Annotated in this window: 17 protein-coding genes; all 17 read left to right on the plus strand. The window is 37.8% G+C overall.

Going from position 1 to position 14,487, the window contains the following annotated elements:
* Nucleotides 1-12 precede the first annotated feature (12 nt).
* The 17 genes from TY03_RS09665 to TY03_RS09745 all read left to right on the plus strand — a co-directional run bounded on the left by TY03_RS09665 (nt 13) and on the right by TY03_RS09745 (nt 14,430).
* Nucleotides 13-3,876: a collagen-like protein gene (locus tag TY03_RS09665; RefSeq protein WP_042369603.1), complete on the plus strand. Its 3,864-nt coding sequence runs from the start codon at nt 13-15 to the stop codon at nt 3,874-3,876.
* 17 nt (nt 3,877-3,893) lie between these two features.
* A complete protein-coding gene (locus TY03_RS09670; protein ID WP_074434159.1) occupies nt 3,894-4,232 on the plus strand; it encodes a hypothetical protein in 339 nt (112 codons plus the stop codon).
* Complete coding sequence (locus TY03_RS09675) at nt 4,229-4,534, plus strand: hypothetical protein (protein WP_042369604.1); 306 nt, start codon at nt 4,229-4,231, stop codon at nt 4,532-4,534. The genes TY03_RS09670 and TY03_RS09675 overlap by 4 nt, the downstream gene beginning before the upstream one ends.
* 196 nt (nt 4,535-4,730) lie before the next feature.
* Complete coding sequence (locus TY03_RS09680) at nt 4,731-5,189, plus strand: phage holin family protein (protein ID WP_042369605.1); 459 nt, start codon at nt 4,731-4,733, stop codon at nt 5,187-5,189.
* Nucleotides 5,186-5,680, plus strand: a complete 495-nt coding sequence (locus tag TY03_RS09685) for an N-acetylmuramoyl-L-alanine amidase (RefSeq protein ID WP_042369607.1) — start codon at nt 5,186-5,188, stop codon at nt 5,678-5,680. Before TY03_RS09680 ends, TY03_RS09685 begins: the two co-directional genes overlap by 4 nt.
* Nucleotides 5,677-6,072, plus strand: a complete 396-nt coding sequence (locus TY03_RS09690) for a hypothetical protein (protein WP_042369609.1) — start codon at nt 5,677-5,679, stop codon at nt 6,070-6,072. Before TY03_RS09685 ends, TY03_RS09690 begins: the two co-directional genes overlap by 4 nt.
* A 316-nt stretch (nt 6,073-6,388) precedes the next feature.
* Complete coding sequence (locus tag TY03_RS09695; protein ID WP_052332456.1) at nt 6,389-7,006, plus strand: hypothetical protein; 618 nt, start codon at nt 6,389-6,391, stop codon at nt 7,004-7,006.
* 51 nt (nt 7,007-7,057) lie between these two features.
* Complete coding sequence (locus TY03_RS09700) at nt 7,058-8,119, plus strand: helix-turn-helix domain-containing protein (protein ID WP_042369610.1); 1,062 nt, start codon at nt 7,058-7,060, stop codon at nt 8,117-8,119.
* A 53-nt stretch (nt 8,120-8,172) separates the two neighbouring features.
* Nucleotides 8,173-8,445: a hypothetical protein gene (locus TY03_RS09705; RefSeq protein WP_042369612.1), complete on the plus strand. Its 273-nt coding sequence runs from the start codon at nt 8,173-8,175 to the stop codon at nt 8,443-8,445.
* Between the two features lie 117 nt (nt 8,446-8,562).
* Nucleotides 8,563-9,195, plus strand: coding sequence for a hypothetical protein (locus tag TY03_RS09710; RefSeq protein ID WP_187373985.1), 633 nt, complete (start codon nt 8,563-8,565; stop codon nt 9,193-9,195).
* Nucleotides 9,196-9,351: 156 nt separating this feature from the next.
* Nucleotides 9,352-10,005, plus strand: a complete 654-nt coding sequence (locus TY03_RS09715) for a hypothetical protein (RefSeq protein ID WP_042369617.1) — start codon at nt 9,352-9,354, stop codon at nt 10,003-10,005.
* Between the two features lie 204 nt (nt 10,006-10,209).
* Nucleotides 10,210-10,524: a hypothetical protein gene (locus TY03_RS09720; RefSeq protein ID WP_042369619.1), complete on the plus strand. Its 315-nt coding sequence runs from the start codon at nt 10,210-10,212 to the stop codon at nt 10,522-10,524.
* A gap of 11 nt (nt 10,525-10,535) precedes the next feature.
* On the plus strand, nt 10,536-11,627 hold the full coding sequence (locus tag TY03_RS09725) for a putative phage abortive infection protein (protein ID WP_042369621.1): 1,092 nt from the start codon (nt 10,536-10,538) through the stop codon (nt 11,625-11,627).
* A gap of 203 nt (nt 11,628-11,830) precedes the next feature.
* The gene (locus tag TY03_RS09730) at nt 11,831-12,868 is read left to right on the plus strand and encodes a bacteriophage abortive infection AbiH family protein (protein WP_074434160.1); all 1,038 of its coding nucleotides are present in this window, start codon (nt 11,831-11,833) and stop codon (nt 12,866-12,868) included.
* 142 nt (nt 12,869-13,010) lie between these two features.
* Nucleotides 13,011-13,190, plus strand: a complete 180-nt coding sequence (locus TY03_RS09735) for a hypothetical protein (RefSeq protein WP_042369624.1) — start codon at nt 13,011-13,013, stop codon at nt 13,188-13,190.
* A gap of 239 nt (nt 13,191-13,429) precedes the next feature.
* A complete protein-coding gene (locus tag TY03_RS09740; protein ID WP_042369627.1) occupies nt 13,430-14,038 on the plus strand; it encodes a GIY-YIG nuclease family protein in 609 nt (202 codons plus the stop codon).
* A gap of 176 nt (nt 14,039-14,214) precedes the next feature.
* Complete coding sequence (locus TY03_RS09745; protein ID WP_042369629.1) at nt 14,215-14,430, plus strand: DUF2589 domain-containing protein; 216 nt, start codon at nt 14,215-14,217, stop codon at nt 14,428-14,430.
* The last annotated feature ends 57 nt before the right edge of the window (nt 14,431-14,487 follow it).

A 14,487-nucleotide genomic window follows, 5' to 3' on the forward strand; every position in this document is an offset into this window, starting at 1 on the left:
ACATATACTGCTGTGACTGAATCGGAGAAAAATGAAATAATCAAAGAGGTATTTGCTGTACTGAATCAGTACGGTAAGACGATTGAGAACCTTACTTCAATAACAGAGGTTGCTGCTGATGATCTTATTGAAGTGAGCGGAGGAAAGAGGATTCGTATTGGTGACTTATTGAAAGATGTTTCTACAATTGAAGAGCTAAAGACACTCTTCCTATCCAAGGCCGGCCCTGAGCAAACCGATTTTCTATTAAAGCTATTGGGTGGTGCCGAAATCAGGAACGGTTTAACCGTTGATAGCCTCATTGCCGAAGAGCTAGCCAGGTTAAAGAAGGGGTTAAACGTCACAGGTGGTGCGGATATTGACTACTTGCATGTTCTTGAAACAGTCTCTGCAAAGTTAGTTGATGCGGTACAGGTGAATGCTACGAATGTAACCGCCACTGATAAGGTCAAAGGCGCAAAGGGTGAGTTCAATCTACTTGAAGCATTAGAAAGGATCATTGCGAAAGATGCAACCTTTTCCGGTGACCTCTCTTCATTCGATTACGTCGAAAAACTAATCGGATGGGCTATCAACAAAAAAGGAGATATTGATGCCGGATCACTTCGTTTACGTGACTTTCTTGAAGTACCTGAGTTACGATACAATCGAGTAACCGTTGTTTCCGGTGAACAATGGAGTGCTCCGGGTGGCGGTATTATCGCCGAGGTAGATACAGCTAATCGCATCATTACGATGAAACTTGAACCGGGAGAGCTGGCGGCTATTGCGATAGACGACATTTGCAAAGCAAAGTTCAATAACAACACAGGCTTTCAGACTGCCTACTTCCGCATCGTTGAAAAGATTGAAGAAGGAAAGTATAAATATACCCTTCGCACCGATTACGATTTTCATCCACAGAAAGCGATGCACTTTGTGGCGTATGGTAACTTTACAGACAAAGAGCGTCAAACATCGGCATATACCACACGTACCTATCAGCGTTATTTGTCCGGGGTGAATAACTGGGAGATTACCAAAGATATGGTGATGATGCAATTGGGGGATTTATCCAATTTGAAGCTATTCGGTATCGATATGACCGGGCATAGTGCCTATTTGCGTAACATCTATGCTACCGGGTCTATTCGTGTACTTTCTGCCGATGGTACCACCGAAGTGCCCGTTCCTGTATTTAAGGGTGATTGGATAGCCGGAAAATACTATTATTACGACGAAGTAACTCATAATGGCAGTACATGGATTTGTATCGCCGAAAGCTTTACTACGCAAGTGCCGGGCGACAATGCTACGGACTGGCTCAAATCTATATCAAAGGGCGATACTGGCGCAACAGGTGCCACCGGAGCGGTAGGCCCAACAGGGGCAACGGGTCCTACAGGATCACAAGGTATACCGGGTACATCTCAATTCTTTCATGTACGCTATTCTACTGCTGCCAACGGTAACCCAATGCTTACCACACCAAGCACCTACATCGGCACCGCTGTAACCTCTAGTTCAACCGCTCCCACATCGTATACCTCATACGTTTGGGCGCAATTCAAAGGCTCGCAAGGTCCAGCAGGTACAAACGGTATTGCAGGTCCTGCAGGTGTAGATGGAAGAACAAGCTTCCTACATATCAAGTACTCGGACAATGGTACTACCTTTACCGCAAACAATGGTGAGACTCCGGGTGCATGGATCGGTCAGTATGCGGACTTCGAGCGGGTAGATAGTACTGTATTTGGAGCGTATACTTGGACGAAGGTAAAGGGTGATACAGGAGCAACCGGTGCAGTTGGCCCAACGGGTGCCACGGGAGCAACAGGAGCCACAGACCCTACGGGTTCGCAGGGTATCCCCGGCACATCGCAGTTCCTGCACGTTCGTTACTCTGCCAATGCCAACGGTAATCCGATGGTGACCACTCCCAACACTTATATCGGTATAGCTGTCACAGGAAGTTCGACAGCACCTACTGCCTACACCTCATATACATGGGCACAGTTCAAGGGTTCACAAGGTCCAGCCGGAACAAACGGTATTGCAGGTCCAGCAGGTGTAGATGGAAGAACAAGCTTCCTACATATCAAGTACTCGGACAATGGTACGACTTTCACTGCAAACAATGGTGAAACACCCGGGCAGTACATTGGTCAGTATGTCGATTTTACTCAAGCCGACAGCATGACTTTTTCGGCTTATACGTGGACGAAGGTAAAGGGTGATACGGGTGCAGTTGGTCCAACGGGTCCTATCGGTCCCATCGGTGCAACAGGAGCTACCGGTGTAGCAGGTCAAGTTGGTCCCGTTGGACCAATCGGACCCACAGGTGGTAAGGGTGATAAAGGCGACAAAGGTGACGCCATTGCATCCTCTTACATGAATGGAGTCATGAAGTATGCCGATCCGTTTTTTCGGACAAGTGCAAACTCCACGAACCGATATAATAACTCCGGTGGCAGCACCAGCATTTGGGAACGGTTAGTAAAGCCCGATGGCGTACCGGGTCCAAGTGACTATTATATGAGATATCGGTATTTAGGTGGTGGATCAACTTCACCCGGGCTCGGTGGGTTCTATTTCGGCACGCAGACTTATAGGCATTGTGAGTTTATTGCTCGTATTATAGCCAATATCCCCAAGGGGTATACCATTAATTATGCGACCAATGCAGCAGGTGACAGTCCTATTTCGGAGTGGTTGACACCCAACATCGGCACGGGCACTTATACCGAATACGTTTACCGTGTCAAATGTTCCGGCACAGGTACATTCTCTAGTGGTATGTTCTTCTATTTCGGTGGACCTGACGTTGCATTTAACGTCGAAGTAGCCTATGCCACCGTATTTGATACGATGGCCAATGATCGTACTACCTACATTGATTCGAACGGAGTGTATACTGGTACACTCGTTGCACAGCAAATAACCGCTACCAATGTCGTATTTGGAACGGCTAATATAGGAGACGGTACCATCACCAATGCCAAGATTGCCAATTTGGATGCCGGTAAGATCAATACCGGGTTTCTGAATGCGGCTCGTATTGAAGCCCTATCAATCACTGCCGATAAAATCGCCGGCGGTACTATTACTGCTGATAAGCTGAATGCTGCTAACGTACAGGCTGCTTTGGTCACAGCTAAAGCAATAGAATCGTTGGATATAACAACCGGGCGGTTGACGGTAAAGGATGGGGCGCGCATCGGTGGTATGGTTATAGAAAATAATATGCTCAAAGGAGGCAGCATGGTGCTTACCGAAGGTGCAGTTGTTGGCGGTTTTACGATCTCAAAAGATATCTCAGGCTACTCATTAATCAATAATGACCTGAGTGCAAAAATTGAAATAACGGCATCCAATAACAGATACCTTCGAATTGGTGGAAAATCTAGTACCATGATGGCAATGCGGCTAGACGCGGCATTAGACGGGTATGGGAATGAGGGGTTATCAATTCAGTCATACGGTACCAATAATGTATGTTTAAGCCTAATTGCTAACGCTGGAAGTGCATATTCTATACGCTCATTCGGGTCACATGTGTTTGGCCAACGAAATGGAGAGATTTGGAACGCGCCCGGTGTTTTATGGGCAGGACGAGTGAACGCATGGGGAACACTTGAAAATAGTTGGGGAAATGGATGCACGGCATCTACACGCCGTACAAGCGATGGTAACTATACCATCAGCCATAACCTTGGACACAATCAATACTATGCCATAATACAATGTACACCGTATGCGACAGATGGATGGAGGTATATGATTGGCATGATTGGAGCAAAGGGCTTAAGTAGTTTCGACATCGCTCTTGTTGATGCTGGTCAAGGCCTTAAAAATTGCGCGTTCGAGGTGTTTATCGTAGGTAGAAATAAGTTTTAACAATAAAATAACAAATTATGAAAATCGATTTTAGAAAAATTGAGGTGAAAGACATTGATGGCGGTCCTCGATGGAAGAAGGTGAAAGATGAAAATGGAGAACTTCACCCTTTGGAAGGCGTCCCCGAAGTTTATGACATTTCTAAGGATTTGGGCAATGTGATTTACAATAACACACCCGATCTTGGCGAAATGGAACTTGGACGCGAAATCTATAGGAATGGTGAGGTCGATATAGATGCACAACAGGCAGTTGTGCTGAATAAGTACATTCGTATGGGTCTTGTAGCCTTCATTCAAGAGACTGTTTGCCCCATGTTAGACAATATTATTAATCAAAATCAATCAAAATTATGAATCAAGAAGCATTAGCGAGACGATTATCCTTATTGGATAGTCTCTCATTCATCAAAGTATCTTCAGGCGAGGTAAGACAACTCAGAGTAATCAGAGGTGAGAATAGAGCCAAAATCGTTGCTCCCATCATCGAAGAGTTAACTACTAATGTCGATCAAGAAAAGGCCTATTATATTCAGAAGCTACTTGTCGATCACGAGTATAACGAAGAGGGAGAATGTGTCTCTATCCTACAAGGAGAAGAAAGAGCACAGCTTGAATCTGCGTTAGTTGACTACATTGTAGCCGGAGGGGAGTTATAAACCAAACGAAAAACCGCCCGACCTATCACAGACCGGGCGGAGTTTCCACTAACTTAAATATAGCTACGTAATGAATTTATGACTAATTAATTCTTTGCAAAGATAGGGCATTGATTATCTGCGCACAATCGCTTTATGTAGGTATAGTTTAAGTTAGTGTAATTATAACAAGGTATAAACGTAAATAGTATAATAAATGGAGTACTTTAAAAATTTAGTTGTAGGCTTGGTCACTGGTATTGTAGCCTACTTGAACCCTATTAGTGGCGAGATTCAGTCGCTCATAGGTGTGTTTGTTCTTAACTTTGTGTTCGGGCTTCTTACGGCCCTATTAATCAATCACGAAGATTTCTCATTTAGAAAGGCGTGGAAATGTATTGTCGAAGCTACGATATTCTTCCTACTGATCTGTTGTATCTATTTCATCGGCGAAAAGAAAGGTAATCCGGAAGGCGCTTTGCAGTGCGTCTCATTCGTTACGTACACCGTGCTTTACTTTTACGGAGTGAATATCCTACGTAACATCCGAAACTTGCTACCTGTTGGAAGTAACGGGTACAAAGTATTCTCGTTTCTCTATGATGTGGTAAGCGTTGAGTTCGTGAAAAAGATTCCATACTTAGCCGCCTATTTACAGAAAGGAGATGCCAAATGAAAACAATCGATTCAATTATTATTCATTGCTCGGCCACACGTGCCGGGCAAGATTTGAGAGCCATGGATATTGCAAAGATGCACCTTGCTCGTGGCTTTAACCAGATCGGCTATAACTTCGTGATTGACCTTGATGGTACAGTCGAGAATGGCCGTCCGCTCTCCATCGACGGAGCACACTGTAATACCAAAGGGTTCTCCGATGTTTCGTACAACAAACACAGTGTCGGTATTTGCTACATCGGCGGACTTGATGCTAACGGTAAGCCGGCAGACACTCGCACGGATGCACAGAAGAATGCTCTTCGTGACTTGGTGGCAAAACTCTGTAAGGAGTACCCTATTATTGAACTGCTTGGGCACCGTGATACATCACCTGATGCAAACGGTAGCGGAGAGGTGGAATCATTCGAATTCATCAAGTCGTGCCCATGCTTCGATGTGCGGTCAGAGTTTAGTAACTTTATGAAAAACGTAGTGATAAGGCCATGAAGAAGTATCTGATTATTGCGATAGCATTCATCGCATTGTTTTCATCTTGTCGAAGTCCTCAATACATCCCAGTAGAGAAAATCAAGACGGAATACAAGTACGTTGACAGAGTACAGTACGATAGCATCTATAAGCATGATAGTACGATGATCTATCGAGACGGTGACACGGTGTTTGTAAACAAGTATAAGTACCTATACAAGTACCTGTTTATAAATAAGGTCGATTCCTTCGTTAAGACAGACTCGATACAAGTACCTTACCCGGTCGAACGACAGCTCAACCGGTGGGAGTCCATGAAGATGGAGCTAGGTGGGTGGGCGTTTGGTGTGATTATCGCTATGGCCATGATTATTGTTGGATGGTTGGTGTATAGGTGGAGAAAGAAATAGCACCTATAAACACTGGCTTTTGTGTAGAGGTTGTTCGGCAGGAGGTGTGAACTTTAATCCGAAATCGGAGATTGGATGGAGTGAAACTGTGTAAAATAGATCAGTTAATCACACTCAAATTTGTCAACGATTTCCATTGATAATCAGGATTATAAAATAAGAATAACTAAAAATACAATATTTCGAAAAAATTATATGGTTTAAAATACAATATTTCAAAGATATTATATATCTTTGCGGGAAAATAATACCTCTGTTGGCGCAGAGGTTTATTTAAAACTCGGTGATGCCGAGCGTTTAACTTAATAAAATTTTAATGGGCACAAATTTAATGAATGTGGCTGATCCAGCCAAACGATTGCGTATAATAAACGCAAAAGAATGTGAAAATGATCTTCGAGAGTATCTACATCGGCTATTTGAAGCTTTTTATGATGCTGTGCGTAACTATGAAACCGAAATAGTTTTAACCCCATTTTCTGCAAGATGCAGGGGGTTTGAGGCGTCTTATTTCAATTCGAAAATGCTTCAGAGTGTTCAGTCTCATTTCAAGGATGGTTGGACGTTTGGAAAATATAAAAGATTCATGCTTAGAATAAATGGTTATATTGTGCTTTTTAAAAAATTGAATAGTAAGAATATGCCAATGAATATTACAACACGTTTTTCGTCATCTATACAAAACCAAGAACCGGGGAATTTGTTTGATATGTATGATAATGGCACAGAGCCAATTTTGTTCTTTGGCTACAATAAGAGTAAACTTGGAGATATAATTAATCCTAAACTGGTTTATATCGATGAGAACAAAGTTAAATGGATAATTTCAGAACACGATATTTCTACTACCAAGAAAGTATTAGATGTTCAACCAGCAGTTGCCACTCTTTCTGTTCGCCAAAACACAAAAAAGAAAGATGGTACTAATAACTAATTAAATACGCAGGCATCACCGTTTTTATATTTTAAATAACATACTACGATTATGACGATCAATTACAAGCAATTAACTTTTGTTCGTGAATATAGAGGATATTCGCAAACTGAATTAGCCTCCAAAATAGCTGGATTGTCCCAATCTAATTTGTCTAAATTCGAGAAGGGACTTGGTCCCTTATCTTCTGATGTAATGAGTAAGGTGATTGACTTCCTAGGATTTCCAGAAGGATTCTACGAGAGGAGTATATCAAATAAAGCAGAAAATGCTCATTATCGCAGAAAATCTGGAATGACAAAAAGAGAACGCTCAGACGTTGAGTATTCAAATAAGCTTATAGGTTATATTGTTGATCGAATGTCCGAGTCTATTGAATTTCCTGATATGTCTATTAGAATGATCGATATCGAGGAGGGATTTACACCTGAATATGTGGCTCAGCACACACGTAAATATCTTGGCTTAAAGGATGATCCGGTGAGAGATATAATAACACTATTAGAAAGGAATGGAGTTATAATTATTGAATTAGATCTAGATGTTGATTTATTTGATGGTGTTTCTTTCATGACAGATAATGGGTACTATATAATAGTAGTCAATAAAAATTTCAGTAATGACCATAAACGATTTACTCTGGCACATGAACTAGGGCACTTAATTATGCATACATCAAATGATTTTTTAATACCTGATTATAGAGACAAAGAAGAAGAAGCAAATAGGTTTGCTTCAGAGTTTCTTATGCCGTCTGATGTTATTACTAACTCGTTACGGGGGTTAAAACTTCAGTATTTAGTTGAATTAAAAAGATATTGGTTAACATCTATGGCTTCGATTGTACGTAGAGCAAAAGATTTAAAGTGTATTACTAATGATAAATACAAATACTTTAGTATAGAATTGAGTAGAAGAGGATATAGAAAGAACGAACCTGTAAGCGTATATATAGATGTTCCAAATCTTTATTATGAAGCATATAGACTTCATAAAGATGAACTAGAGTACTCGAACCAAGAGATGGCATCAGCATTTAATTTGCCTATTGATGTTCTTACTAAGTTCTGCTGTCCGACAAAGGCTAATTTAAAACTGAAATTAAGTATATAATCATTCTTTAGATATTTATTTACTTTGGTTTTCATGTAATAATAAAGAATAAAATGGCTAAAATTATTGAGAATTTTGATTATGAAATAGAAGATAAACATGGGGATATGATCCATGTTTCAGCGAGAATTGAAAAGGATGGTGGTTTGTATTATTGGTCTGTAAGTCATCTAACAAAAATGCAAGATAATGAAAATATTCGTCTTTATTATGCTTCAAAAACGGCTTCCACCATTGGAGAGGCTGAGAGGTTGTTGAACTCCTATATAAAGACAATGAGACGCTCAAAGGTTGTTGAGCCTAACGAATACTATAATATGAAATAATAAAGTGGCTTGTCCTTTCGCCCCGTTTACCAACGGGGCTTTCTTTTGCTCAATAAAGAGTATTTTTTACATTTATTGCTTTTCTAAACAATGCATTTGAGAGAAATGTATATATTTGTGGAATTAATTAAGATAACACTAATAATGCCGAAAAAACTACGTACTACACCAATTTATATCGCTCCGGATATAATTGGCTATCTTGATGAAAATAGCTCAGCTATTGTCAAGGATGAAAGAAATGAAAACAGGATATTGAATGTATCTAATATTTGTGACAAAATTGAAATATATGAAAGGCAAGTCAAAGAATGGTTTTTGCTTCCCGCGGAGAAAATGCTTAACGGAGAAGGATATAATGGAAATTTTGCCGCTTTAATGATTTGTCTATCTTATATTGAGGGTGTTGAGCAATATGTAAGAGGAGAACGGAGCCGTGGTTCTAGTAAACTGTTTTTTACTACTGGAATGAAAAGGATAACTCAAGGTAGATTCCGCAATTCTAAATTAGAGGAGCTTTACGATGAAGCTCGGTGCGGGTTGTTCCATGATGGAATGACAAGAAAGCGGATGATTCTTGATAATGACCTTAATCAGTCAATTGAATTTACAGACGACTCTATAAAAATAAATCCAAGGCGACTTTTCGAGGAGATAAAAAGTGATTTTGATAATTATTTGGATAAGCTAAGACGTGAAGAAAATAATGAATATAGACGGAATTTTGATAACTTATATACACTCATTTGAGGCATATATTAGAATTTACACATTCGTTTTATAGCATTTATCGGCCTCAATTTTAGCCAACCGCTTACTTTTGCTCCGCCTCCTCGGAAGTGGGTTCCCAATTTTGATTATTCACCGCTTATTTGTAAGTTTGCATCATAACTTTAATTTTAGATTATGGAATCAAAGACAATTGGATCAGTTGAGTTCACCAATTATATGGAGGAGCTTATAAAAAACGGAGTTGATGAAATAGTCGAGAATAAAAAAGAAAATTATACTTTTTTAATTGGCAACTATTGGTATAATATAAAATGCCAAGAATGTAGTTATGGGTATAGGTTCTATGTAAAATTGGCACGGGGAATTAATATAAGCTCTATGGATGAGACTGTGTTCATATCTCCGCAATATTCAAACTCAGAGAAGAAAAAATTCAAAGGACTTTTTGATTGCATAGAAATACAATATATCAAACATAAAATTTTTGATAATGAAAAAATAGCTCGATACTTTAAAAACTACATTCAGTTAATTGAAAGATGTACTCAAATACTAAGGCTGACAGAAAATGTATTTATTGTCTATATTGATGATATTAAATATAGTTTTGAAAGGAGTGAAAAATACATATCAAAAGATTGTCCAGTCCAAATAAATCTGCTCATAAACAGATATATAGACGGGAGATCCGAGAAGATTTATGAAAAAATGGATTATAGAAAGAACGAAGCAATATTTTCTGTCTTGAATGCAGTATATTATTTGAATCAGACTGAAAGAGATTTGGAAATAAGGAATGATATAAATGCTATTTTGAATTTGAAATAAATAATAGTATTTTCTTTATAAACCCATATCCACCCTCGCCCCGTCTACCAACGGGCCTTTCTTTTGCCTTTCATTTTTTTGTTATGTTATGCAACATACAATGTTAAGAGTTTATTGTTTCTTCCTATTTTTACCTAATGAAAAATAATTAGCTAAATTAAAATTTTTCACTCAAAGTATTTTATCTCAATAAAACTAATAAATATGGCAACTATACATTTTTCGGTAGAAAAGCTATTAGATGATTACGCTGAAATAGTTATAAAATCCCTGCCTGATAAGTTTGATTCACATAAGTTCATATTTAAGTTGATGGAGCAGCAAGAAAAAGAATATATAAAAACATTGTTTGAATTTATAGGTTGTGATAGTGGTGTTTTTAGAGAATTTCACCGACATATAGGCGTGTATCTTAGTGAGCACCAAGCAATCCTTAAAATTAATAAAGTAGATATAAGCCATAGTATGAATGTCAAAGGTTACGAGTCCGACAACGCTTTGTGGAAAAAAAAATCATAGATTCATATATTATGTCAAAGATAAAGAAATATGTAAAGGATTGGCTCTTTTGGGTAACTGCTATCTTAGTGTTAATTATAATAGTCATTCTGGTCCCTTATTATATTCAAAATTGTGGGAAGATCGACTGGGACGAATTTGGAAGTTTATTAGGGGCGATTGCGGGATTGATAACATTTGCTGGAGTTCTTTTTACATTGAGACAAAATAAACAGCAATCCCTTGACAGCGAGGAAAGGTCTGTCTTTTTTGAATTGCTTAAAATTTTCATTTCATACCGGGATGCTTTGCGGGTAAAAAGAGTTGATTGGATATACAATGAAAAACAATCTAAATGGATAATAACTCCATACGATGAGTTTTGTACTCCAGAAAAAACTTACAGACAGATATATCTTGAATTATACCACACATTTTATTTAGAAATAAAAAGGTCAATTCCCAAGAACTTCACTCAGAAGGAGTTGGGAAAGAAAGTTATTCCTGAAAATGCGACTGAAATAGAACGGTTTATGAATTGGGACTATGTGACACAGGCTATTGAAGATATTTATTTGGAAGACGATTGGGGCGCAGGGAGAAAAGCAAGTGTTAAGACGGTCCCAATAAATTTGAATGTTTACGACTATATTTGTCTCAGAGTAATAAATCTGTATATTGAGCAAGGTAACTTCAACCCCATAACTGAAGCCTGTACCAAAGCTGCTGACCACTGCTTTGCCCCATATAAAAATCAACTTGGCGCATATTTCAGGAACGCTTACTATATCTTGGATATGGCTTCGGAATTTAATTCGCCAAAGAGCTATTCGAAGATATTCCGGGCGCAACTGTCAAAAGACGAACTTGTACTTCTATTTTTCAATTCATTCAGTTCGTTATCAACTCCCAAGACACGAGAATTGTACCTGAACGCCGACTTATTCAATAATCTTGAGTTAAAGGATGTGCGGTTGAAAGAGGGAGTAAATGACGAGCTTGTATCTCGAATGGAATATATGCAATTTCCATCCACTTTGTTTCAAATGGTGGGTAAGCTTGAATATGTATCACATGATTTTCTTAAAAAGCTATACGATTCGATTCAGGTAAAAAACGTATAGAATGTAATAAATAATTTTTAGATAGATTTAAATACTGCTTGATAAACGGTGTTTTTCACTTTACTTCTCTTTCAATGGTGGGGCTTTCGTTTTTATGCAAAAAATGTAAAATGTCTTTTGTTATTTTGTACATTTGCACGTCTCAAATCAAATTGCACATAAAATAATGTCATGGGAGACTATTTTTTAACATTAATAATATTATGGGAAAAACTACTTTGTATATTATCGGTAATGGCTTTGATAGGGCACACAACCTACCAACAAGTTATATTTGTTTTTACAACTATCTTAAAGGTCATCATAATAATATGTTTATATCTAATCTTAATGATATATTCCCAGAATTAGATGATAACAAGGAGAATTGGCATCACTTTGAAGCTCAATTATCCAATTTTATAGTTGATTCTGACATAAATGATGGAATAAAAGATGATCTAAAAACTTTAGAATATTACGACGAAGGCTTTGATGATTATGAATTAGTTCCAACTTTTATTGACGCCCATCTGAAAAAATACAATGACACGATTGTGATTTTACGCCAAAAGTTTAGAGATTGGATAACCGACGTGATGATAGAGAATAGTACACCTATTTATAAATTTGCCGATAATTCTATTTTTCTAAACTTCAATTATACTCTCACTCTTGAAATATTATACGGTATTAGCGAAAGTAAAGTCCACCATATACATGGAAAGGTGGGCGATAAAGAACTAATAATTGGTCATTCATGGGATTATAATGTAACTGTAGATTCAATCGAAGGACGATTTATCGAGACGCCCGATGGTGAAGTTTTAGATACTTTAGAAGAAGTAATAATTGAAAAATCAGAAGCAAAACAAATAATACAGCAGTACGATTCATCTGAATCGAATAAAAGAATTTTCAACGAATTCCGTCATAAAATTATATCACCACTTCAGAAAAATTGCTCTGACATCATAGAATCGTCTAATTTTTTTAATAAATTGGAAAATCTTAAAATTAAAGAGATCTACGTATTAGGTCACTCTCTTTCAGAGGTAGATATGCCGTATTTTCATGAACTAAATGAATCTGTTTCATCGGAATGCTTATGGAATATTGTGTATTATGCAGATGATAAAGATCGGAATAGGAATGCTGCAATATCTGCAATGAAGGTAATGGGAATTGATGAAGAACGGTATAGATTGTTAACTTGGGATGAGTATGAGAGTCATGCCGGTATCCATAATACCGCTAAGTGACAATATATTTCATCGCAGTAGTTTGTTAAAAGCTCAGTTATTCCTACTCCTCTGGGAGTGGGGCTTTCTTTTTTCTTCAAAATGTCAAAATTTCTCTCTCGATTTCGTGCGTTTGCTAATTATTATCATACAATTAAATACAATGGAAGCAAAAACGTTACAATCATTTTTGATTGCTTTAACTAAACCAGAACATATCAGAGTTACGCATGCTCATAGATCGAATATTGGAAACCTTATATTTGAAGAAGGTGAGTATGTTGGATGTGAAGAGCTTATTGATTTAAATAAAGACATATCGTTACTCTCTGAAGGTGATTAGGTAAATATATATAATTTGCTACGTACGGTTTATATTATAGATCGTATTTCAGGGGTAATCACGCGTGATGATAAAATCGAGTTAATATTAGGTTTAATTGAACTATATAATGATAATTCAGAAGCCACTAATTCCGCTTTCATGATTGTATATAAAGAGTGGCTAACTACAAAAAATACTACTTCACTTTAGCATTATTGTAATGAATACTAAAATCTGCTTTTTAAAAACGACATGATATGCCAATAACTATAAATGAAATACTAAAAAGAACACAGTTATTCCAAGATTTACATAAGGTAAAATGGGGACAAGCTATATCTTCTAAGGAGTCTGGCGTTTATATTATTTCTATGTCTAACGACCCATCTGTAAATACAACCATGGAGCGACTTCCTATTTCCATGAATATACTACAATCATGGATCGATAAATTAAGTGGGTTCAAATTGGATAAAGAATTTACATTTGATTTAAAAGCAATTATTAATCGTATCTCTATATATTGGCTATCTGATGAGAATATTCTGTATATTGGGAAAGCTACTAACCTGAATACAAGAGTTAGGCAGTTCTATACAACAAAAATTGGCGAGAAAAAGCCGCACGCTGGTGGGCATTGGCTGAAAATGCTAAGCAATTTGAGTGATTTGTATGTTTACTACATTGAATGCGAGGATTCAGAGAGTAAGGAACGAGAATTATTAGACGCATTTAACGCTTCTGCCTCTTTTTCTAAAACGCTAAGATTGAGAGACGGGACGATGATTATTCCTTTTGCTAATTTACAAAATTCAGAGAAGAAGAGGAAAAACCATGGTCTGACACACATGACAAGTCCTAAGTAGTATAGATAACCTTTTTTCGTTGCTTCAAATATAATATTTACACAGAATCATATCTACCTTGGAAATAAATACTGCCTTCCTGAAAATCTATAACGCTTTCAATAAAATCCTTCAGTAACGAAATGTAGTGTATTGTCTTTTTCTTACCTTTGCGTAAGAACTAAAGAATTTATACCATGGAAGAGCAAAGCAATCTATCTCCTGACCAAAGCCAAGAAGAACAATCTTCTAAGCGTCCAGATAACTGTGTTCCTGATAGTTTTACAGGCCTCCCAATAGATGGTTTAATCGGAGGCCCTTTAAGAGCAGCTGCTGAAGCACAGCAAGAATTGGCAAATAGCACAAAAGAATTCTTGGGAAAAATGGCAGCTGAAGAAAAGAAAGATCAATAGATACTTTGTGTTGATAATATGCTATTTGCTTTTGTTATGCCTCTTTGGAAGTGAGTT

Source organism: Bacteroides neonati (genome assembly GCF_000499785.1).
Lineage (GTDB): Bacteria > Bacteroidota > Bacteroidia > Bacteroidales > Bacteroidaceae > Bacteroides > Bacteroides neonati.

Coding starts and splice junctions, on each gene's coding strand:
- TY03_RS09670 (WP_074434159.1), top strand. CDS start 3,894: ATGAAAATCGATTTTAGAAAAATTGAGGTGAAAGACATTGATGGCGGT.
- TY03_RS09675 (WP_042369604.1), top strand. CDS start 4,229: ATGAATCAAGAAGCATTAGCGAGACGATTATCCTTATTGGATAGTCTC.
- TY03_RS09680 (WP_042369605.1), top strand. CDS start 4,731: ATGGAGTACTTTAAAAATTTAGTTGTAGGCTTGGTCACTGGTATTGTA.
- TY03_RS09685 (WP_042369607.1), top strand. CDS start 5,186: ATGAAAACAATCGATTCAATTATTATTCATTGCTCGGCCACACGTGCC.
- TY03_RS09690 (WP_042369609.1), top strand. CDS start 5,677: ATGAAGAAGTATCTGATTATTGCGATAGCATTCATCGCATTGTTTTCA.
- TY03_RS09695 (WP_052332456.1), top strand. CDS start 6,389: ATGGGCACAAATTTAATGAATGTGGCTGATCCAGCCAAACGATTGCGT.
- TY03_RS09700 (WP_042369610.1), top strand. CDS start 7,058: ATGACGATCAATTACAAGCAATTAACTTTTGTTCGTGAATATAGAGGA.
- TY03_RS09705 (WP_042369612.1), top strand. CDS start 8,173: ATGGCTAAAATTATTGAGAATTTTGATTATGAAATAGAAGATAAACAT.
- TY03_RS09715 (WP_042369617.1), top strand. CDS start 9,352: ATGGAATCAAAGACAATTGGATCAGTTGAGTTCACCAATTATATGGAG.
- TY03_RS09720 (WP_042369619.1), top strand. CDS start 10,210: ATGGCAACTATACATTTTTCGGTAGAAAAGCTATTAGATGATTACGCT.
- TY03_RS09725 (WP_042369621.1), top strand. CDS start 10,536: ATGTCAAAGATAAAGAAATATGTAAAGGATTGGCTCTTTTGGGTAACT.
- TY03_RS09730 (WP_074434160.1), top strand. CDS start 11,831: ATGGGAAAAACTACTTTGTATATTATCGGTAATGGCTTTGATAGGGCA.
- TY03_RS09735 (WP_042369624.1), top strand. CDS start 13,011: ATGGAAGCAAAAACGTTACAATCATTTTTGATTGCTTTAACTAAACCA.
- TY03_RS09740 (WP_042369627.1), top strand. CDS start 13,430: ATGCCAATAACTATAAATGAAATACTAAAAAGAACACAGTTATTCCAA.
- TY03_RS09745 (WP_042369629.1), top strand. CDS start 14,215: ATGGAAGAGCAAAGCAATCTATCTCCTGACCAAAGCCAAGAAGAACAA.